General features: G+C 64.8%; 21 protein-coding genes. 10 read left to right on the top strand and 11 right to left on the bottom strand.

All coding sequences use genetic code 11. The features are described 5' to 3' along the window. Position 1: 1 nt before the first annotated feature. Positions 2 to 664 (top strand): acid phosphatase, encoded by a 663-nt coding sequence (locus BH683_RS03770; protein ID WP_084834930.1) that lies wholly within the window; start codon positions 2 to 4, stop codon positions 662 to 664. 34 nt (positions 665 to 698) lie between these two features. Here the strand turns inward: BH683_RS03770 and BH683_RS03775 are convergent, their stop codons facing one another. Next, complete coding sequence (locus BH683_RS03775; RefSeq protein ID WP_084834931.1) at positions 699 to 1,169, bottom strand: hypothetical protein; 471 nt, start codon at positions 1,167 to 1,169, stop codon at positions 699 to 701. Positions 1,170 to 1,290: 121 nt separating this feature from the next. Between BH683_RS03775 and BH683_RS03780 the strand changes: the two genes are divergently transcribed. Together BH683_RS03780 and BH683_RS03785 are read left to right on the top strand one after the other, a co-directional pair. After that, positions 1,291 to 2,262: a diacylglycerol kinase family protein gene (locus BH683_RS03780; protein ID WP_084834956.1), complete on the top strand. Its 972-nt coding sequence runs from the start codon at positions 1,291 to 1,293 to the stop codon at positions 2,260 to 2,262. Positions 2,263 to 2,531: 269 nt separating this feature from the next. Continuing rightward, positions 2,532 to 2,786, top strand: coding sequence for a WhiB family transcriptional regulator (locus BH683_RS03785; protein ID WP_023955875.1), 255 nt, complete (start codon positions 2,532 to 2,534; stop codon positions 2,784 to 2,786). A 140-nt stretch (positions 2,787 to 2,926) separates the two neighbouring features. Here BH683_RS03785 and BH683_RS03790 read toward each other — a convergent pair whose 3' ends face one another. The 4 genes from BH683_RS03790 to BH683_RS03805 form a co-directional block, all read right to left on the bottom strand. Then, a complete protein-coding gene (locus BH683_RS03790) occupies positions 2,927 to 4,423 on the bottom strand; it encodes a histidine kinase N-terminal domain-containing protein (RefSeq protein WP_084834932.1) in 1,497 nt (498 codons plus the stop codon). Positions 4,424 to 4,463: 40 nt separating this feature from the next. Then, on the bottom strand, positions 4,464 to 4,682 hold the full coding sequence (locus BH683_RS03795; RefSeq protein WP_084834957.1) for a biotin/lipoyl-binding carrier protein: 219 nt from the start codon (positions 4,680 to 4,682) through the stop codon (positions 4,464 to 4,466). A gap of 333 nt (positions 4,683 to 5,015) precedes the next feature. Further along, positions 5,016 to 5,324: a mycothiol system anti-sigma-R factor gene (gene rsrA / locus BH683_RS03800; protein WP_084834933.1), complete on the bottom strand. Its 309-nt coding sequence runs from the start codon at positions 5,322 to 5,324 to the stop codon at positions 5,016 to 5,018. Continuing rightward, positions 5,321 to 6,010, bottom strand: a complete 690-nt coding sequence (locus tag BH683_RS03805) for a sigma-70 family RNA polymerase sigma factor (protein WP_281492283.1) — start codon at positions 6,008 to 6,010, stop codon at positions 5,321 to 5,323. The genes rsrA and BH683_RS03805 overlap by 4 nt, the downstream gene beginning before the upstream one ends. A gap of 143 nt (positions 6,011 to 6,153) precedes the next feature. Between BH683_RS03805 and BH683_RS03810 the strand changes: the two genes are divergently transcribed. Continuing rightward, positions 6,154 to 6,633: an aminoacyl-tRNA deacylase gene (locus BH683_RS03810; RefSeq protein ID WP_084834935.1), complete on the top strand. Its 480-nt coding sequence runs from the start codon at positions 6,154 to 6,156 to the stop codon at positions 6,631 to 6,633. Between the two features lie 3 nt (positions 6,634 to 6,636). On the opposite strand, the gene BH683_RS03815 is transcribed toward BH683_RS03810, so the two are convergent. After that, on the bottom strand, positions 6,637 to 7,032 hold the full coding sequence (locus BH683_RS03815) for a helix-turn-helix domain-containing protein (RefSeq protein ID WP_084834936.1): 396 nt from the start codon (positions 7,030 to 7,032) through the stop codon (positions 6,637 to 6,639). Between the two features lie 113 nt (positions 7,033 to 7,145). Between BH683_RS03815 and BH683_RS03820 the strand changes: the two genes are divergently transcribed. After that, complete coding sequence (locus BH683_RS03820) at positions 7,146 to 8,048, top strand: NADP-dependent oxidoreductase (RefSeq protein WP_084834937.1); 903 nt, start codon at positions 7,146 to 7,148, stop codon at positions 8,046 to 8,048. A gap of 10 nt (positions 8,049 to 8,058) precedes the next feature. Here BH683_RS03820 and BH683_RS03825 read toward each other — a convergent pair whose 3' ends face one another. The 3 genes from BH683_RS03825 to BH683_RS03835 form a co-directional block, all read right to left on the bottom strand. After that, positions 8,059 to 8,448 carry a DUF5313 family protein gene (locus BH683_RS03825; protein WP_084834938.1) on the bottom strand — a complete coding sequence of 130 codons (390 nt, stop codon included), beginning with the start codon at positions 8,446 to 8,448 and terminating at the stop codon, positions 8,059 to 8,061. Next, complete coding sequence (locus tag BH683_RS03830) at positions 8,445 to 9,182, bottom strand: SOS response-associated peptidase (protein ID WP_084834958.1); 738 nt, start codon at positions 9,180 to 9,182, stop codon at positions 8,445 to 8,447. Before BH683_RS03830 ends, BH683_RS03825 begins: the two co-directional genes overlap by 4 nt. Positions 9,183 to 9,280: 98 nt before the next feature. Further along, entirely contained in the window at positions 9,281 to 10,030 is a 750-nt protein-coding gene (locus BH683_RS03835) for a hypothetical protein (protein ID WP_143695967.1), read from the bottom strand. A gap of 134 nt (positions 10,031 to 10,164) precedes the next feature. Between BH683_RS03835 and aroA the strand changes: the two genes are divergently transcribed. Together aroA and rsgA are read left to right on the top strand one after the other, a co-directional pair. Then, entirely contained in the window at positions 10,165 to 11,427 is a 1,263-nt protein-coding gene (gene aroA / locus BH683_RS03840; protein ID WP_084834940.1) for a 3-phosphoshikimate 1-carboxyvinyltransferase, read from the top strand. Continuing rightward, positions 11,424 to 12,416 carry a ribosome small subunit-dependent GTPase A gene (rsgA, locus tag BH683_RS03845; protein WP_084834959.1) on the top strand — a complete coding sequence of 331 codons (993 nt, stop codon included), beginning with the start codon at positions 11,424 to 11,426 and terminating at the stop codon, positions 12,414 to 12,416. Before aroA ends, rsgA begins: the two co-directional genes overlap by 4 nt. Before the next feature lie 76 nt (positions 12,417 to 12,492). Here rsgA and BH683_RS03850 read toward each other — a convergent pair whose 3' ends face one another. Together BH683_RS03850 and BH683_RS03855 are read right to left on the bottom strand one after the other, a co-directional pair. Further along, positions 12,493 to 13,746, bottom strand: coding sequence for an acyl-CoA desaturase (locus BH683_RS03850; RefSeq protein ID WP_084834941.1), 1,254 nt, complete (start codon positions 13,744 to 13,746; stop codon positions 12,493 to 12,495). A gap of 143 nt (positions 13,747 to 13,889) precedes the next feature. Then, positions 13,890 to 15,188, bottom strand: coding sequence for a fatty acid desaturase (locus BH683_RS03855; RefSeq protein ID WP_084834942.1), 1,299 nt, complete (start codon positions 15,186 to 15,188; stop codon positions 13,890 to 13,892). Between the two features lie 416 nt (positions 15,189 to 15,604). On the opposite strand from BH683_RS03855, the gene BH683_RS03860 reads away from it, so the two are divergent. From BH683_RS03860 to BH683_RS03870, 3 genes are all read left to right on the top strand, one after another. After that, a complete protein-coding gene (locus BH683_RS03860; protein ID WP_084834943.1) occupies positions 15,605 to 17,059 on the top strand; it encodes a DEAD/DEAH box helicase in 1,455 nt (484 codons plus the stop codon). A gap of 116 nt (positions 17,060 to 17,175) precedes the next feature. Then, positions 17,176 to 17,652, top strand: a complete 477-nt coding sequence (locus tag BH683_RS03865) for a hypothetical protein (protein ID WP_084834288.1) — start codon at positions 17,176 to 17,178, stop codon at positions 17,650 to 17,652. Positions 17,653 to 17,657: 5 nt separating this feature from the next. Next, the coding region (locus BH683_RS03870) for a DDE-type integrase/transposase/recombinase (protein WP_143695939.1) at positions 17,658 to 18,235 on the top strand (578 nt) is incomplete at its 3' end.

Here is an 18,235-nt window from a genome sequence, read left to right on the forward strand (position 1 = left end):
AATGTCTGGAGTGACTGCTTCCGGCTCGGCCATTCATCGCCTCATCCTCATCCGACACGGCGAAACGGAGTGGTCCAAGACCGGTAAACACACCGGATCGAGTGACATAGCCCTCACCGAACTCGGCGAAGAGCAGGCGAGGAGTCTGCGCGAACCCCTCGACGAACTCCTGCTGACCGACCCGCTGGTGCTCTCCTCGCCACGGCGGCGCGCCATGCACACCGCAGAACTGGCGGGCCTGGAGATCAGCCGGACCGGCGAGGAGTTCTCCGAGTGGGATTACGGCACCTATGAGGGCCTGACCACGCCGGAGATCCGCGAGAGCGATCCCGGATGGACGGTATGGAGCCGGGGCGGCCCCGGCGGAGAATCACCCGCGCAGATGAGCGACCGGATGGACAGTGTCATCGGCGAGCTGTTGGATTGCCTGCTCACCAGGTCCGTCGTCGTGATCGGACACGGGCACTTCTCCCGATCACTGCTCGCTCGGTGGATCGGTTCGCCTGTGGAGTTCGGTGCGCATTTCGCCATGCTCCCGGCGTCGGTGGCGGTCCTCGGCTTCGACGGTGAGACCCGGCAGATCCAATCGATGGGGATCACCGGCTATCGCAGCGCCGACTACGTGGACGCCGGACGTCCGGCGCACGTCCGCACGTCGCTCTGACGTCCCCGACGAGCGACAAGGACCCCGAATCCGGTCAGGAGCGCTTTTTCTTCTTCGCGGGGGCCTTCCTCAACGGCGGCGCGGGATCATCGACGTCCTGCGCCGGAGGATCGATCTCGTAGGCCGCCGCAAACCACTTCATCGCCGACGGACTGAACAGACAGACCAGCGCCGCGACGAGTACCACGAGCAACGGGGTGCCTATCAGCGGAAGGTTGCTGTCGGTCATCAACGCGAACGCGACGGGTAAGAGAAGGATCTGTGCCACCACCGCGATCGCACGACCCCAGCGCCGCCCGGTCAGCAGCGCGACACCGCCCGCCAACACGCCGCCACCGAGTATCGCGAACCACGCCGCAGTGCCGTATCCGCTGATGAAGTCTTCTTTGTGACCCATCAGCTCCCTGATCACCATCCAGATCGCGGCCCCGACAGCGAGCACTCCTTCGAGTGTGACTATCGCGCCGGCACGGCGGACATTGAGGGGAGGAGGAGTTTCAGACACGCGGACCAGCGTAGTGGTTGCCGCTGAGCGCACGTCCGCCAGAGGACTGCGAAGGGCTGCACACGCAGCGGAAAGGGGACGACCGCGCGGTCTGCCGCTAGGCTCACTTCTCGTGCGCGCGATGCTGATCGTCAACCCCTTCGCCACCTCGACAACCGAGGCCGGCCGGGACGCGCTGCGTGACACCCTGACCGCATCGTTGCGGCGTCCCGGCGACGCGGTCACCACCTCGAACGGCTTCGACGTCACCGTCGAGCACACCACGCATCGTGGTCATGCCGGCGAACTGGCGGCGATTGCTCGGGCCGAAGGATATGACGTGGTGGTCGTGCACGGAGGCGATGGCAGCGTCAACGAGGTCGTCAACGGACTCCTCGACTCCCCCGCCGTGCCGGCAGTCGGTCCTCCATCACCCGCGCTCGCCGTGGTTCCGGGCGGTAGCGCGAACGTCTTCGCGCGTGCGCTGGGCATAGATCCGGACCCGCTCAAGGCGACCGGACAGCTCGTGGATCTGCTCGCGACGGGCCAGCGACGGCGAGTCAGCTTGGGGCACACCGACAATCGGTGGTTCCTGTTCAATGCCGGACTCGGTGTGGACGCCCGGGTCATCAAGTCGATCGAGGAGCAGCGCACGGCTGGGCATCAGGCCACGGCGGGCCGATATTTCTGGACGACCGTGCGGACCTTCATCGGCGCTGCGCGCGACACACCGACGCTGACCGTGCGGATACCCGACGCCGATCCTGTCGACGGGGTGCACTTCGCGTTCGTCTCGAACGCGAGCCCTTGGACCTATCTGGGTACCCGGCCCATCGAGACCAACCCCGGCACCAACTTCGACAACCGTCTCGGCGTCTTCGCCTCGCGGTCGATGAACCCGATCCGCAATCTGCCGCTCGCACGGCAACTGCTCTCGAAGCGATCCACACCCCATGTTCGGCATCTGCTGCGGGCCGACGATGTGGACGCCGTGGAAATCACCAGCACTGAACCCATCGACATGCAGATGGATGGCGAATACCTTGGAACACGGACCGCGTTGACGGTGCATTGCCGGGCCGCCGCGGTCGAGGTTGTCGCTCCCAAATCGTGAAGCAGTGACTCTTCACACAGGAGGAGTCCGAGGTCACACCCGGTTTCTGCCGTAAATCACGGGCGTAACCGGCGGCAGAGTAGTACAAAGGTGGGTGGACCCATGAAGGCACCCCCTACACAGTGATATTGCCCACGTGTTAACGCAACACCATTGACTTCATCTGGATTCGTGAAAGTATTCACAAGCAACAGTGCGGAAACAAAACCTACGCACACATGAACTGACGGTTACGAGCGGCGCGAAGAGGCGCCTGAAGGAGCAGTAGGATGGACTGGCGTCACAACGCAATTTGTCGCGACGAGGATCCGGAGCTGTTCTTCCCGGTGGGAAACAGTGGCCCGGCTATCGCGCAAATTGCTGATGCGAAGCTCGTCTGCAACCGCTGCCCGGTTACAGCTGATTGCCTCACATGGGCACTGGAGTCGGGACAGGACGCAGGCGTTTGGGGCGGGATGAGCGAAGACGAGCGTCGTGCGCTCAAGCGGCGTAACGCACGCAGCCGCACCCGCAGCTCGGTCTAAACACCGAGCGGGTGGTGACAGCCCAAAGACCACCAAAACAGACAACCAACCCGGTGGCACATGCCACCGGGTTCGTGTTGTTCTAGGGCCCGAGGGCTTTTGCGCGACTGCGCTCTGAACCACTGTCAGCACAACGTAATTCAGCGCAGCGGCACGGTCAGGACCGCTTCGGTGCCGCCGTGCGGACCACCTCGGAGTTCGAGCTGGCCGGCGAGTTCGATCTGCACCAGGGTGTGCACGATCTGCAGTCCCAGCCGCTCCGACTTCGACGGGTCGAAACCGTCTGGCAAGCCGATTCCGTTGTCGTGCACGGTTATGACGAGCTCACGAGTGCTACGTGAGGTGTCGATGAGCACCCGTCCGGACTGTTCCGGCGCGAAACCGTGTTCCACCGCGTTCTGTATCAATTCGGTCAGCACCATCACCATCGGCATCGCGAGATCCGACTTCAGAACACCGATCTTGCCGATCCGCCGCACGGTGACCTGACTGCCCCCGGATGCCACATCCGCCATCACCGGCACCAACTGGTCGATCACGACGTCGAGGTCGACTTCCTCGTCAACACTCCCGGACAGCAGTTCGTGGACCAGCGCGATGGATGCCACCCGACGGACGGCCTCGCCGAGCGCGTGTTTGGCCTCTGCGTTGGACGTCCTCCGGGCCTGGAGCCGCAGCAGCGCGGACACACTCTGCAGATTGTTCTTCACGCGGTGGTGGATCTCGCGAATCGTTGCGTCTTTGCTGATCAGGGCGAGATCCCGACGTTTGACCTCGGTCACGTCGCGCACGAGGATGACCGCACCCACGAGGGCGCCCCGCGGGCGGAGCGGCACCGCCCGGATGAGCACTGTTGCACGGTGGGCATCCGCCTCGATCCGCATCCCGGCCTCCCCGGCAACGGCGGCCCGCAACATCGCCGCGGCCTCCTCCGATTCGAAGGGGTCGGTCAGCAGTGAGACCGTGACGTCCGCGAGATCGTTTCCACCAAGCTCGGAGTTCCACCCCATGCGGTGGTAGGCCGACAGGGCGTTGGGGCTCGCGTACTGGACAACACCGTGTTCGTCGACACGAATGAGGCCGTCGCCCACCCTCGGGGTCGACAGGCCGCGAGGGTTGCCCTCGTACTGCGGAAAGGTCCCTTCGGACACCATTTGGCACAAGTCATTGGCGCAGTCCTGGTAGGACACCTCGAGCGGTGAGGGTAACCGCGGCTGCGTCAGATTGATCGCCCGGGCAAGCACCGCGATCACGGCGCCCTCGAACCGGACCGGAACCGCTTCTCGCCGGATCGCCACCGAACCGACCCAGGTCGGATCCTCTTCGCGCAGGATACGGCCGGATGCCAGGGCTCCGAAAACCTGCGGGTTGTCTCCGAGAGCTATCGAGGTACCCACCACATCGGAAGGAAAGACCGTCGGCGCCGTGTTCGGGCGACACTGCGCGACGCACACCATCTGCGCGGCGTCATCGCCGTATGCAGTGCTGCTGCCCCGCTGGGAATGGACCCACAACTGCAGATCCGCGAACGAGAGGTCGGCCAGTAGCTGCCATTCGGCCACCACCCGTTGCAGGTGTGCACCCGCGGAACCGATCAGTTCGGTGTGTTCGGCCAGAAGTTCGGACAGGGTCGACATGAGGAACGGGACCTACCGTCGTCTCAGTGTTCCGCAGTTCTCAATTCTCGATGACGGCGATGAGATCGCCGGCTTGGATGACCTCGCCGACCTTGACCTTGACCTCGGTGATCGTGCCCGCCTCTTCGGCCAGCACCGGGATCTCCATCTTCATCGATTCCAGCAGCACCAAAGTGTCGCCCGCATCCACCGTCTGACCGGGGGTGACGACCACTTCGAGAACGCTCGCCACGATCTCTGCCACGACCTCTTCTGACATCGCCATCCTCCCGGAGTTGGTGTTCCGGTATCAACCTATCGCACCGAAGCGCGCAGCCGATTCATCGCGACGGCGTCGGCCGGTTTCCGCAACAGCCACGTCCTGTCTCGGCCTCGGGGCGTTGCCGCATTTCAGCCGATGCCACTACTCGTGTCACAATGGATCGCTGTCGAAAGGAGACTGCCATGGGAAAGCGTGGACGTAAGAAGCGGGCCCGCAAGAAGAATGCCGCGAACCACGGTAAGCGTCCCAACGCCTGATCGGTGTTGGTCCTCACCGGGGCTCGGCCCTTTTGTCAGGCCGTGATCGTCCCGCGCGCGAAGGAAGTGAAAACTATCCGCGCGTCTCGCGGATGATCACGGTCTTTCGAATTTCCAGGGTCAGCCGCTCCCGCAGACCGGCCGGAGCTTGCTCACCGCCACATTTACGGCTCACCAGACTCTTCAGCTGCTGTTCGATGCCGTAGTGCTCGAGGCAGGGCGCGCAGGTGTCGATGTGTGACTGCAGGCGTGCGCGGGCGTGCGTGTCGCACTCGTTGTCCAGCAGCAGCCAGACGTCCGCGATGACCGCCGAGCAATCGAGTCGCTCCGCTTCGTCGATCTCTTCGGGCGATCCGCTGCCCGTTACGTCTCCGGTGCTCATCGGGCAACCTCCTGTTCCTGGTCGGACTGGCCGCCGGCGCCTTGGCCGGGAGTTCCTCTGTTGAATCCACGCTCGCGCGCGACATCACCGAGTAGTTCTCGCAACTGCTTGCGACCACGGTGCAGACGCGACATGACGGTACCGATCGGGGTGTCCATGATCTGGGCGATCTCCTTGTAGGGCAGACCCTCCACGTCGGCGTAGTACACAGCCATCCGGAAGTCTTCGGGCAACTCCTGCAGAGCCGCCTTGATGTCGTCGTCCGGTAGCGCATCGAGCGCTTCGATCTCGGCCGAACGCAACCCGGTGGAGGTGTGCTCTGCTGTCGCAGCCAACTGCCAGTCGGTGATCTCGTCGGTGGGATACTGCGCAGGCTGCCGTTGCCGCTTCCGGTATCCGTTGATGTAGGTGTTCGTCAGGATGCGGTACAACCAGGCCTTCAGATTGGTACCGGCCTTGAACGACTTGAAGGCGGTGAACGCCTTCACATAGGTCTCTTGCACCAGATCTTCCGCGTCCGCGGGATTGCGCGTCATGCGCAGTGCGGCTCCGTACATCTGATCGAGCAACGGCAGCGCATCACGCTCGAATCGGGCGAACTGCTCTTCCGGTGTCTCGGCTGTGGCTTCGGCTTCTGTCACGACAATCCCTTCAAGACCCGCGGGAAAATCAAGTCTGTCGAGCAAGCCTACCGACCCGGTCTGTTCCGAGTTACTGTGCACACCACACCTCCTTCGCAGATGACTCAACACCGCGCCGAGGTGGCTTGTTCCGGATATGTCCACTTTCGCCGACGCTGCATCTAAATCGCCTGGGAGAATGACCGGCTATGGCGGCAACAGCGGCGATCAAGGCTCTGGACCTGGGCGGGATCAACCACCGTGTTCACAAGTACGCGACGGCCTCTGACGGCGCATGGGGACCCGAGGCCGTCGAGCACATGGCCGGCGTCGGAGCCGTACCTGAACAGATCTTCAAGACGCTCGTCCTCGACGTCGGAGGCACGCTTGCGGTGGCAGTGATCCCGGTTCCCGAGCGGTTGTCGCTCAAGTCGGCCGCCGCAGCCTTGAACCTCACCGGAAAAGCGATGATGGCCGACCCGAAGGACGTCATGCGGGTGACCGGTTATGTACTCGGCGGTGTCTCGCCCGTCGGCCAGAAGAAGACACTCCCGACAGTCATCGACGACAGCGCGCACCTCTGGGACACCGTGTTCTGCAGCGCCGGCAAGCGCGGTCTGGAGATCGAGCTCGCCCCGGACGACCTGATCAGGGTGTGCGCCGCCGTCGTCGGCGACATCCTCGCCTGAAGGTCACCGCTCGTCGTAGCGGGCTCGCGCCTCGAACACCTCATCCATATTGGATTCGGCCCACAGCTTGACCCCGTACATCAACTCCCGCAACGAATCTCCCAATGGTGTCAGCGAGTAGTCCACCCGCACCGGCACACTCGCGGTCACGTTGCGCTCGACCAAGCCGTCTCGCTCGAGTGCTCTCAGAGTCTGCGTCAGCATCTTCTGACTGACCCCTGCCAATCGGCGGGAGAGCTCCGAATACCGCAGGGTCCCGTCACCGAGTGCGACCAGCACCAGCGACACCCATTTGTCACTCACCCGGTCCAACAGCATTCGACTCGGACATGCGGCCACATACGCGTCGTACTCGCGTTTGGCCTGGTCTCGGCGCGCGGAGGCGGTAGTCGTGGCCATCAGGACTCACTTTCAGGTCAGTTACGCACTTTTAGGTGCCTACTTCCCAATAGAGAGTGCCAGCGTCAAGGTGGTTTTCGCAAGAGTCAATCACCCGATGAAAAGGACATCTCATGCGCGCAGTACTCACCACGGGGAACCAGGACCTGCGGGTCACCGACATCGCCACTCCAGAACCCGGCACCGGGCAAGTGCGGATCCGGGTACGGGCCGCCGCGGTCAACCCGGTGGATCTGTCCACCGCGGACGGAATGTTCCACGACCTCGGCCTGCTCCCACCGGACGCTGTCGTCGGGATCGGGTGGGACGTCTCTGGAGTCGTTGACGCCGTCGGGGCCGAGGTCGGAGCATTCCGTCCCGGTGACGAGGTCGTCGGATTGCGCACCGGATTCGACGCCGACATCGGAACGTACAGCGAACAAGTGGTTCTGGACGCCGACGCGATCGCACCCCTGCCGGCCGGCCTCGACCTCACCCGTGCCGCTGCGGTACCACTGATCGCCCAGACTGCGGCCCAGGCCATCGCCTTGCTGGGTCCGCAGGTAAAGACCCTGCTGGTCACCGGCTCGTCCGGCGGTGTCGGTAGCTATGCCATACCCCTCGCGGCCCGGCGGGGGCTCACCGTGACTGCTCTGGGCAAAGCCGACGATGCCGAACGCCTCCGGGAATCGGGCGCCGACGTCGTCGCGACATCGCTCGAAGACGTGCAGGGACAACGGTTCGATGCGGTGCTCGACCCCGCCGTCATCGGAACCGATCTCTTCACAGTCATCGTCGACGCCGGCCAGTACGTCGGTTTGATCCCGGCCGCCGTACCACCGTCAGAACGAGAGATCGAGGTCGAGGCCGTTTCCGTCCACGCCGACGGCACGGAATTGGCAGGACTGCTGATCGACGTCGCAGCCGGGCGACTCCCGTTGCGCATCGCCGGCGAGTTCCCTCTTGCCGAGGTGGAGAAGGCCCACGCCGCGGTGGCGGCGAAAGCGGCCCCGGGCCGCCTGCTGGTGACGGCTTGAGCGGGTTCGCTCAGTCCGGCTTGCGCGGGTAGTTGGCCTCGTACTCGCTCCTGGTGACCTCGCGCCGGGCCTGGCGCTTGACATCGATGAGGCTTCCGTCGAGTCCGTTACTGGTCAACAGATGTCGCCGATAGATGCTCATCAGGGCGATCTCGAAGTACACCAAGGGGATCAGCAGCAGCGCGATCATGCCGATGCGGTAGACGAACGGACCGGGAACCAGCAGCGCGAAGGCGAGCAGGATCGGTACGAACGGCAACACACCCCGGATGATGTAGCGGCGTCTGCTGCCCGGTCCTGTCACGTCGCGCACAACCCAGTCGCGCATCGACTCCGGAAGCGGCCTGCCGAGCAGGTATTTGACGACCTGGAGGGGATTCGGGGTGCTCCGGGTGCTCACACGCGCTCGATGAGGTCGGCGCGGTTGTTGCGTACGTTGTTCACGTCCGTCGAGACCCGGTAGGGCTCGAGGTGCGGTTCGGGCAGGGCGTCGAGCAATTCGCGGGCCAAGTCGGCCTTTCCACTGGTGCAATCGAGCCATTGGTCTTGCAGTTCCGGCGTCACGATCACGGGGGTGCGGTCGTGGATGTGGCCGAGCGCATCCGCGGCCGGGCGGGTGATGACGGTGGTCGTCCAGAGCCAGCGATCGGGATCGTCCTTGGCCTTGTCGGGGTCGGGCCACAGTTCGTACAGGCCGGCAAATCCGAGGATGGGTGTGTCGGGGTCGTGGAGGAAGTAAGGGATCTTCTTGCCGTCGGCGTCCTTGGTCCATTCGAAGAACCCCGCCGCGGGAAGTATGCAGCGTCGCCGCGCTGCTGCAGCCTTGAACGACGGTTTCTCGGTCAGGGTCTCGGACCGGGCGTTGATCATGCGGCTGCCGATCTTGGGGTCTTTCGCCCAGCTGGGCACCAGACCCCAGCGCAGGGGTCGTAGCTGCCGGGTCACGACGGGTTCGGAGTCGGCATCTTCCGGATCAGACCGCTCCGCCCGCTCCAGGACCGTCGGCACCGTCGTGGTCGGAGCGACGTTGTAGGACGGCCGGTCCAGCGTGCTCGCGTCATCTTCGGCCAAGGCGGCATCGAAGGCCGCAACCAGATCAGAAGTACTCGCCGTCGTGGCGTATCGCCCGCACATGGGACCCATTATCCACCCGCGAACCGACATCACCGACACGGCGAGGCGCCCCCCCGACCGAGTCGAGGGGCGCCCGTTGTTCAGTATCGGTGAACCGGCTATTGGGCCGCGGCCTCCTGGACCTTCGCGATCTGCTTGTTGAGGAGATCGACGACGATCGCCTCGTCGTCGCTGTTCCAGTTCGCGGCACCCTCACCGGTCAACGAGACCTGGACGCTCACGGTCGTGCCGACGACGTAGGCACCGGTCGACCGGATGGTGATCGGAACACTGTCGGCGCCCACCGTGGCGGTGCCGGTACTCACGAGGGTCTTGGCCGGAACCGTGCTCCCTTCGACGTCTTCGACGGAGTTCTCCATCTCCGCGACGAGTTCTGCTCCGTTGTCGGTCGGACCACGCAAGGTCATCGCCGGGCAGGACTCGATGTCGCTCGCGACCTTGTCGAGGCTGCCGTTCTGTCCGAGCATCACCTCGGTCTCGATGCTGGTGCCGTCCGTCAGGGTGTACTCGACCCTGGCCTTGTCGAACTGGTCGGTGCCCTCATCCATCTCCGCGATGGTCGCACAGTTCGCGGGAGTGACCTCGGGGTCGGAGTCCTCGTCGGCGTCGATGGCCGCCTTGTCCAGCACGACGTACTCACCGCCGCCGGGAAAATCGGACTCGGCGAGCATCAGGTCTTCGGCGCGGGCGTCGAGTTCGGCCGCGGTGGGCCCGGCGCTGCTCGCCGGGGCCGCGCTCTGAGACGAATCCGAGGAGTCAGACGAATCGCTCGAACATGCCGACAGGGTCAAAAGTGCTGCCGCACAGACGGCGATCGCTGCGCCGCTGCGGTGGATGCCAAGTTTCATGAAAAGAACATAGCGGCCGAACCGCGCGAAAACCCCGGGTTGTCCATCATTCGACGTACTCCATTCCAGCAGGTCAACCATCGGACGAGGAAACGATCTGGGGCGGTGACGTGGGCACGTGAAAGACTGACCGGGTGAATGCATGGAATGCCCCGTACGCTCCGGCGCCTGTGCACGCCACGGTGACGCTGCCCGGCAGCAAGTCGATCACCAACCGGGCACTGGTCATCGCCGCGCACGCCGACGGCCCATCGACCCTGGCGGGCACGCTGCGCAGTCGCGACACCGATCTGATGCTCTCCGCCCTCGAGTCGCTCGGTGTGGGTGTCCACACCGATCCGGCCGACCCCACCCGGGTGACGATCACCCCGGCATCGATGCACGGCGCAGTGATCGATTGCGGTCTGGCCGGAACCGTCATGCGCTTCGTACCCGCCCTGGCCGCACTCGCCGACGGCAAGGTCGAGTTCGACGGCGACGAGCAGGCCCGCAGCCGCCCGCTCCACACCATCCTCGACGCGCTGCGCGACCTCGGCGTAGATGTAGACGGCAGCGCATTGCCGTTCACCGTTCGCGGTGGCGGCGCGGTACGCGGAGGTGACGTCACCGTCGATGCCTCGGCGTCCTCGCAGTTCGTGTCCGGACTGCTGCTCTCCGGCGCCCGGTTCACCGAGGGCCTCACCGTCCATCACGTGGGCGAGCCGGTTCCGTCCATGCCGCACATCGAGATGACCATCGGCATGCTGCGCGACGCCGGCGTCGAGGTCGACACGTCGGTCGCCGACCGCTGGCACATCGCACCCGGACCGGTCCGCGCGGTCGACTGGCAGATCGAGCCGGATCTGTCGAATGCGGCGGCGTTCCTGGCCGCGGCCGCCGTGACCGGCGGGCAGGTCAGCGTCCCCCGGTGGCCGAGCCACACCACCCAACCCGGCGCGGTCATCGTCGACATCCTCGAAGTCATGGGCTGCCGCAGCACGGTGGTGGACGGCCTCCTGACGACCACCGGACCGGAAGCGTTGCAGGGAATCTCGTGGGACATGAGCGCCGTCGGCGAGCTGACACCCACGGTCGCCGCGATGTGCGCCCTGGCCGACGGACGCTCGGAGTTGTCTGGGATCGCACATCTGCGCGGGCACGAGACCGATCGCCTCGCCGCACTGGTCACCGAGATCACCAGGCTCGGCGGCGGGTGCCGCGAGACCTCCGACGGGCTCATCATCGACCCTGCCCCGCTGCACGCGGGGCTCTGGCGTTCCTACGCAGATCACCGGATGGCCACCGCGGGTGCGCTGATCGGGCTGGTGACCGACGGTGTTCAGGTGGACGACGTGCAGACCACCGAGAAGACGCTCCCCGACTTTCCTGCGATGTGGGCCGGGATGATCCGCGGTTGAGCAAGCGGCAGTACGACGAGTCTGATGTCCGGGTGCGCCCGGGCAGGAGTAGTCGTCCACGAACGAAGACCCGTCCGGAACACAACGATGCCGAAACCGCGATGGTGGTCTCGGTCGACCGTGGCCGGTGGGGTGTTGTGCTCGAAGACGATCCCGGTACCCGGGTGGTGTGCATGCGGGCACGCGAACTCGGACGGACCCCGATCGTGGTCGGCGACGACGTGTCGGTCGTCGGCGACCTGTCCGGCAGAACCGACACGCTCGCTCGGATCGTCAGGGTCGCCGAGCGCCGAACCGTCTTGCGACGCACAGCCGATGACACCGATCCCTACGAGCGGATCGTCGTCGCCAACGCCGACCAGCTCCTCATCGTCACGGCCCTCGCAGATCCCCCGCCACGCACCGGATTCGTCGAAAGGGCCCTGGCTGCCGCGTATGTCGGTGGACTCACGCCTGTGTTGTGCCTGACCAAGGGCGACCTGGCCGATCCCGACTCGTTCCGGGCCGCATTCGCCGACCTCGATCTGCCGGTCTTGATCGCCGGACGCGACGACCCGATCGAACCCGCCCAAGAACTGCTGGCGGGCAAGATCACCGCCTTGATCGGGCACAGTGGCGTCGGCAAGTCGACGCTGATCAACCGGCTCGTCCCGGACGCCTATCGGGCGACGGCCGTTGTGTCCGGTGTCGGCAAGGGACGGCACACGTCGACCCAATCGGTCGTCTTGCCGTTACCCGGCGGCGGCTGGGCCGTCGACACCCCGGGCATCCGGTCGTTCGGACTCGCCCACATCGGGCCCGAAGACGTCATTCGGGCGTTCGACGATCTGAGCGCCGCGATCGAGAATTGCCCCCGGGGCTGCACCCACCTCGGTCCCCCGGCCGATCCGGAATGCGCCCTCGACGCGCTGACCGGTCAGCACCACCGCCGCGCCATGGCCGTGCGCGAATTGCTCGTCTCCCTCAGCGTCGCCAACCACTGGGATTGATCCGCAGACGCTCCACAAATACAAAGACGCTCCACAAATTTGTGGAGCGTCTTCGGATTTGTGGAGCGTCTGAAACTTAGCTGGCGTGCACTGCTTTTCGTCGTGCGGCAACCTCGGCGATCGCGGTCTTGAGACCGACTCGCTTCTCTTCGCCCGCCGCCGCCAACTGCTTGCCCCGGACGGCCGCAGCCGCGCGCAAACCGGAGAACTTCTTCTCCGACGCGGTCTCCGGCGCGTCGTCCGACGTCGCGGTCAGGAAGCGGTCGGGCAGAGACAGCTTGCTGATGGTCCGGAACGTCTGCCAGTACTGCCGAGACAGGGACCCCGTGGTGTACGGGAGGTCGTACTTCTCGCACAGCTCCCGGATCCGGACGCCGATCTCGGCGTAACGGTTGGACGGCAGGTCCGGGTAGAGGTGGTGCTCGATCTGGTAGCAGAGATTGCCACTCATGAACGCCATCGCGGGCCCGGCCTTGAAGTTCGCGGTGCCGAGCATCTGCCGCAGGTACCACTGACCATGGGTCTCGTCGACCAGCGTCTCTTCCGTGAACTTCTCGGCGCCGTCGGGGAAATGCCCACAGAAGATGACGACGTACGCCCAGAAGTTCCGGATGACGTTGGCCGTGAGGTTCGCCGTCAACGTGCTACGCGCGGCCTTGCCGGAGAGCAGCGGGAAGATGACGAAGTCCTTGGCCAGCTGCCGCGCGACCTTCCTGCCGAACGCCTTGATCTGGGGAACCGCGATCTCTTTCGGCTTGTTGCCCGCCAGGTATTCCTTGATCTCCAGGTCGTGCAGCCCGATGCCCCACTCGAACGTGGCTGCCAAGAACAGGTTCGCCAGCGGCTGCGGGAGGTGCTTCCACTGCCACGGCTCGTCGCGCGTGACCCGGAGCAGCCGGTAACCCACGTCGTGATCCATGTTGAGCACATTTGTGTACTTGTGATGGATGTAGTTGTGGGAGTGCTTCCAGTGTTCGGAGGCACAGACCATGTCCCATTCCCAGGACGTCGAGTGGATCTCCGGATCGTTCATCCAGTCCCATTGGCCATGCATGACGTTGTGGCCGAGTTCCATGTTCTCGATGATCTTGGCCACCGACAGCATCGCGGTTCCCGCAAGCCAGAACCCGCGATTGCGACTGCCCAGCAATGTCAGTCGACCGCCGGCCTCCAGAATGCGCTGTGCCGCAATCGTTCGACGCAGATACCGTGCGTCGCGCACACCGCGATCCGATTCGATCTCGCGTCGCAACGCATCGAGTTCGGCGCCGAGTGCTTCGACGTCGGCTTCGGTCAGGTGTGCGTATTCATTGATGTCAGTGATTGCCATTGCGCGTGCTCACTCCTCGCCGGCGTAGTCCCCGGGGCTTGCGGCGCCCCCGCTCGTGTTCGACCAGCCCGCCGCGGGCCTGGACGTGATGTGTTGATTCATTGTCCACGCGTTCCGGTGTACTGGCGAACCGGAGACATAGATCACGCAGCTCGGACCCCGTCGGCCTGCGCGCGGCGCAGCCTGGTCACGGGAGACCGCTTGCGGCGAAGGTTTTTGATTGCGCTGCGCAGACCGCTGCGCCGACCGGTCGCCGGGTCGATGGCCGCAACCAAACGCTGTTCGGGATCACTCTTGAAGCGTCGCTCGGACGCGGTTTCGGGTGCGTCGTCGGCCGTGGCCTTCAGGTACTTGTTCGGCAGCGACAACTTGGCGATCGTCCGCCACGACTTTCCGTACTGCACCAGGAACGGACCCGTCGTGTACGGCAGGTCGTACTTCTCGCACAGCGCCTGGACCCGAACCGAGATCTCTGCCAAGCGGTTGCTCGGCAGGTCCGGGAAAAGGTGGTGCTCGATCTGGTAGCAGAGGTTTCCGCTCATGAAGGCCATCGTCTTGCCTGCATTGAAGTTCGCGCTGCCCAGCATCTGCCGTAGGTACCACTGCGCCTGTGTCTCGTTCTCCATGTCGCGCTTGGTGAACTTCTCTGCGCCGTCCGGGAAGTGGCCGCAGAAGATCACGGCGTTGGTCCAGATGTTGCGGATGGTGTTGCCGGCGAAGGTCGCGGTCATCGCCCGTCCCCAGGCATTCCAGGAACGGTTGGCGCCGCCGGCCAGTGCCGGGTACACGACGTAGTCCTTGCTGATCTGCCTGCCGACCTTGATACCGACGTCTTTCAGGTCCTTCTTGAAGGCCTCCGGATTCGGATGCTTGCCGGCGGCGACGCGACCGAGCTCGAGATGCTGGACGGCGACGCCGTACTGGAAGAACAGCATGAGCAACGTGTTGAAAGGGATGTTGCCCAGGTTGAAGGGCTTCCAGCGCTGGTCGCGGGTGACGCGGATCAGGCCATAGCCCACGTCGTCGTCCATGCCGAGGACGTTGGTGTACTTGTGATGGATGTAATTGTGGGTGTGCTTCCAATGCGCCGATGGCCCGGTGTTGTCCCACTCCCAGCTGGTCGAGTGCACCTCGGGGTCGTTCATCCAGTCCCACTGACCGTGCATGACGTTGTGACCGAGCTCCATGTTCTCCACGATCTTGGAGACACCGAGAGCGCCGGCACCAAGAGCCCACAACTTTCGGTTGCGAGCCCCGAACAGCAGGGCCCGGCCGGACAGCTCGAGGGTGCGCTGGAATCGGATCGTGTTCCGGATGTACTTGGCGTCGCGTTCGCCACGGTCGGCCTCGATGTCGCGACGGATGGCGTCGAACTCCGCGCCGAGGGCTTCGACATCGGCGTCGGTCAGATGGGCGTACTCGGGAATATCGGAAATCGCCATCGAAAAAACTCCTCTGGGTACTCTTCACGGAGGGTCAGCGTCGAAGCTGAGAGCAACCTACGGGTACGTAACTTACGCCATCGTAGGTTCCGGAACCGTAAGTTGTCCAGTGGGGTGAGACTCACCTCACGCCTCCCCCGAGACCACTTTTGCCCCAACTGCGGGCTATAGTTGTCGGGTACTCCGCGCCAAATGCGCGGAACCGTCGTGGAACTGCTTCCTCGTGATTCGGCCACCGAAGAGATTCGGTGCCATCGTTACGAGTCGATCAAACCCACTGAGCTATTCACACGGCGATCGTTACTGCCCACCCACACCGGTGGCCGAGTTTGAACCGGCCCAGGCGTGCGGCAGTCGCGCCCACCAGCGGTGAATCGTGCTCGAGACACCGCGTAAAACGGAAACGTGATTTTTTGATGACTCCTGTTTTGAATTCCACTGCAACCGCCCCGAATACGGCTTCGTTCGCCGATCTCGGCGTCCCACCGCGCCTGGTCAAGGTACTGACCGCCGGCGGCATCACCGCCCCCTTCCCCATCCAGGCCGACACCCTGCCGGACAGCCTCTCGGGACGTGACGTCCTCGGTCGTGGAAAGACCGGTAGCGGCAAGACCCTGGCCTTCGCCATCCCGATGGTCGCCCGGCTCGCCGAAGGCACCTCTGCGGGCGCCGGACGGCCCCGCGGCCTGATCCTGGCTCCGACCCGCGAGCTCGCGACGCAGATCACCGCGGTCGTCCAGCCGATGGCAGCAGCCCTCGGCCTGACCGTCACCACCATCTTCGGCGGCGTGCCGCAGGGCCGTCAGGCCTCTGCGCTGCGCGGCGGCGTCGACATCGTCGTGGCCTGCCCCGGCCGCCTCGAAGACCTCATGCGCCAGCGCCTCGTGCGTCTGGACCGCGTCGAGATCTCGGTTCTCGATGAGGCCGACCACATGGCTGACCTGGGCTTCCTGCCCGGCGTCACCCGCATCCTCACCGCCACCCCCACCGGTGGACAGCGTCTGCTGTTCTCGGCGACGTTGGACAACGGCGTGGACAAGCTGGTCAAGCGCTTCCTTGATCAGCCGGTCATGCACTCGGTCGACGAGGCCACCTCGCACGTCTCGGCGATGACCCACCACATCTTCGAGGTGTCCGGCCAGGATTCGAAGAAGGGCGTCGTATTCGCCCTCGCTTCGGGCCGCGGTCGCCGGATCCTGTTCATGCGCACCAAGCACCAGGCCCGCAAGCTGGCCAAGCAGCTCACCGATGCCGGAATCCCCAGTGTCGACCTGCACGGCAACCTCTCCCAAGGCGCGCGCGACCGTAACCTGCTGGCCTTCTCCAGCGGGAAGGCCCGCGTGCTCGTCGCCACCGACGTCGCCGCCCGCGGCGTTCACGTCGATGATGTCGAGTTGGTCGTCCACGTCGATCCGCCCACCGAGCACAAGGCCTACCTGCACCGTTCGGGCCGTACCGCCCGCGCAGGCAGCGCAGGCGACGTGGTCACCCTGACCCTGCCGGAACAGCGCCGCGACATGTCGCAGCTGCTCCGCAAGGCCGCGATCAAGGCGACACCGATCAAGGTGACCTCGGACTCCGAGCAGCTCAAGGCACTCGTCGGCGAACCTGCCGACCTGGTGGCACCCCCGGCCGTCACGAACGTTCCGAACCGGACCGCCAAGGCACCCGGCAGCAGCCGCTCCGGCGGCGGTCGTCGTCCGGCCCGTCCGACCGCCAACGGCTCTGCGCCGTACGAAGGTCGCGGTCGCGGACAGAGCGCCCGATCCGAAGGTGGCCGCGCCGAGAACGGCCGCACCCGCGGACACACCGGCCAGGGCGGCAGCCGTCGCACCAGCACCAGCCGTACCGGTTCCGGTAGCGCCCGCTAAACCCCGGCACCACAAACAAACCCACCCGTTCTGGGCAAACCCACTCGTTGCACCCTCTCTGCCATCCTGGTCGTAAGACACAAGGTGTGGTAGGGGTGGTGGGGATGGAGTGTGACATGGATTTGTTGGATACCCCGATCGATATCCCGATTGGACGGTCAGCGAAGGGGCGGCGGTCGTTCCCGATCGCGTTCCGGGTTGCGTTTTTGCAGCGCTGGGACCTGGCGGTGCAACGCGGCGCCAAGACTCGGTTGATGCGTGAGTACAACCTGACTCGGGCGACCGTGCGAGAGTGGTTAGAGGCCCGCGAGTCTGGTGCGTTCAGTGACTCGATGGTCGCTGCCGCCGACAAAACGAGGGACCGCATGGACAGCCAAGACCGCGCTGAGCTGGCCCGGTTGCGCGCCAAAGTCGCCCGGTTGGAGAAGAAGAACGCCCAGTCCGAGGCGGCGTTGGAGATCATGGGAAAAGCCTTCGAGCTCTTGGACGGGATCACCAAGAGCTCGACCGAGGACGAGGGTCCGCAGATCCCACCGGCGTTGATGAGCGCCGAGCAGTACCAGGCCTGGCTCAAGCGACATCATCTTTCCTGACCGAGTTGGTCACCGCCTTGGCCACTCACACCTGGATCGGGGTCAAAGCCGCATGCGCATTGACCGGTCTGGCTCGCTCGACCTACTACCGGATCGAGCGCGGTTACCGTCATTACAAGCCGGTCCAGGATCCGGTGCCGCACACGCAGCGGTTCCAGCCGGCTGCGCTGACCGCCACCGAAGAAGAGGTCATTGTCGAGATATTGAACCGTGAAGAATACGCGGATCTGTCTGTGCAGCAAACATATTGGCGCGCTTTCGACAAGCGTGAGATCGGTTGCTCACCACGCACGTTCTACCGGATCGCTGCGCGCTACGGCACGGTCGGTGACCGCCGCCGCGGCCACCACAGCAGCCCCGGCAACCACAGTCGATCCAAACCAATCATTCATGCCAGCGGCCCGGGTCAGTTGTGGTCCTGGGACATCACCGACCTGCACGGCCCGACCAACGACGACCGCTACAAGCTCTACCTCGCGATCGACGTGTTCTCCCGCCACCCGGTCTGCTGGCGCATCGAGTACACCGAAAACAAGCCCGCCGCGATCGACATGTTCACCACCGCCATCGCCGAGCACGGCCC

This window comes from Williamsia sp. 1138, from assembly GCF_002095435.2.
Lineage (GTDB): Bacteria > Actinomycetota > Actinomycetes > Mycobacteriales > Mycobacteriaceae > Williamsia.

Bases quoted from the DNA above. Each gene is read 5' to 3' on its own strand.
- BH683_RS03780 (WP_084834956.1), top strand. From the start codon at position 1,291: ATGCTGATCGTCAACCCCTTCGCCACCTCGACAACCGAGGCCGGCCGG.
- BH683_RS03855 (WP_084834942.1), bottom strand. From the start codon at position 15,188: ATGGCGATTTCCGATATTCCCGAGTACGCCCATCTGACCGACGCCGAT.
- BH683_RS03860 (WP_084834943.1), top strand. From the start codon at position 15,605: ATGACTCCTGTTTTGAATTCCACTGCAACCGCCCCGAATACGGCTTCG.
- BH683_RS03770 (WP_084834930.1), top strand. From the start codon at position 2: ATGTCTGGAGTGACTGCTTCCGGCTCGGCCATTCATCGCCTCATCCTC.
- BH683_RS03835 (WP_143695967.1), bottom strand. From the start codon at position 10,030: ATGAAACTTGGCATCCACCGCAGCGGCGCAGCGATCGCCGTCTGTGCG.
- BH683_RS03830 (WP_084834958.1), bottom strand. From the start codon at position 9,182: ATGTGCGGGCGATACGCCACGACGGCGAGTACTTCTGATCTGGTTGCG.
- BH683_RS03850 (WP_084834941.1), bottom strand. From the start codon at position 13,746: ATGGCAATCACTGACATCAATGAATACGCACACCTGACCGAAGCCGAC.
- BH683_RS03790 (WP_084834932.1), bottom strand. From the start codon at position 4,423: ATGTCGACCCTGTCCGAACTTCTGGCCGAACACACCGAACTGATCGGT.
- BH683_RS03815 (WP_084834936.1), bottom strand. From the start codon at position 7,032: ATGGCCACGACTACCGCCTCCGCGCGCCGAGACCAGGCCAAACGCGAG.
- BH683_RS03820 (WP_084834937.1), top strand. From the start codon at position 7,146: ATGCGCGCAGTACTCACCACGGGGAACCAGGACCTGCGGGTCACCGAC.
- BH683_RS03865 (WP_084834288.1), top strand. From the start codon at position 17,176: ATGGATTTGTTGGATACCCCGATCGATATCCCGATTGGACGGTCAGCG.
- BH683_RS03795 (WP_084834957.1), bottom strand. From the start codon at position 4,682: ATGTCAGAAGAGGTCGTGGCAGAGATCGTGGCGAGCGTTCTCGAAGTG.
- BH683_RS03810 (WP_084834935.1), top strand. From the start codon at position 6,154: ATGGCGGCAACAGCGGCGATCAAGGCTCTGGACCTGGGCGGGATCAAC.
- BH683_RS03785 (WP_023955875.1), top strand. From the start codon at position 2,532: ATGGACTGGCGTCACAACGCAATTTGTCGCGACGAGGATCCGGAGCTG.
- rsrA (WP_084834933.1), bottom strand. From the start codon at position 5,324: ATGAGCACCGGAGACGTAACGGGCAGCGGATCGCCCGAAGAGATCGAC.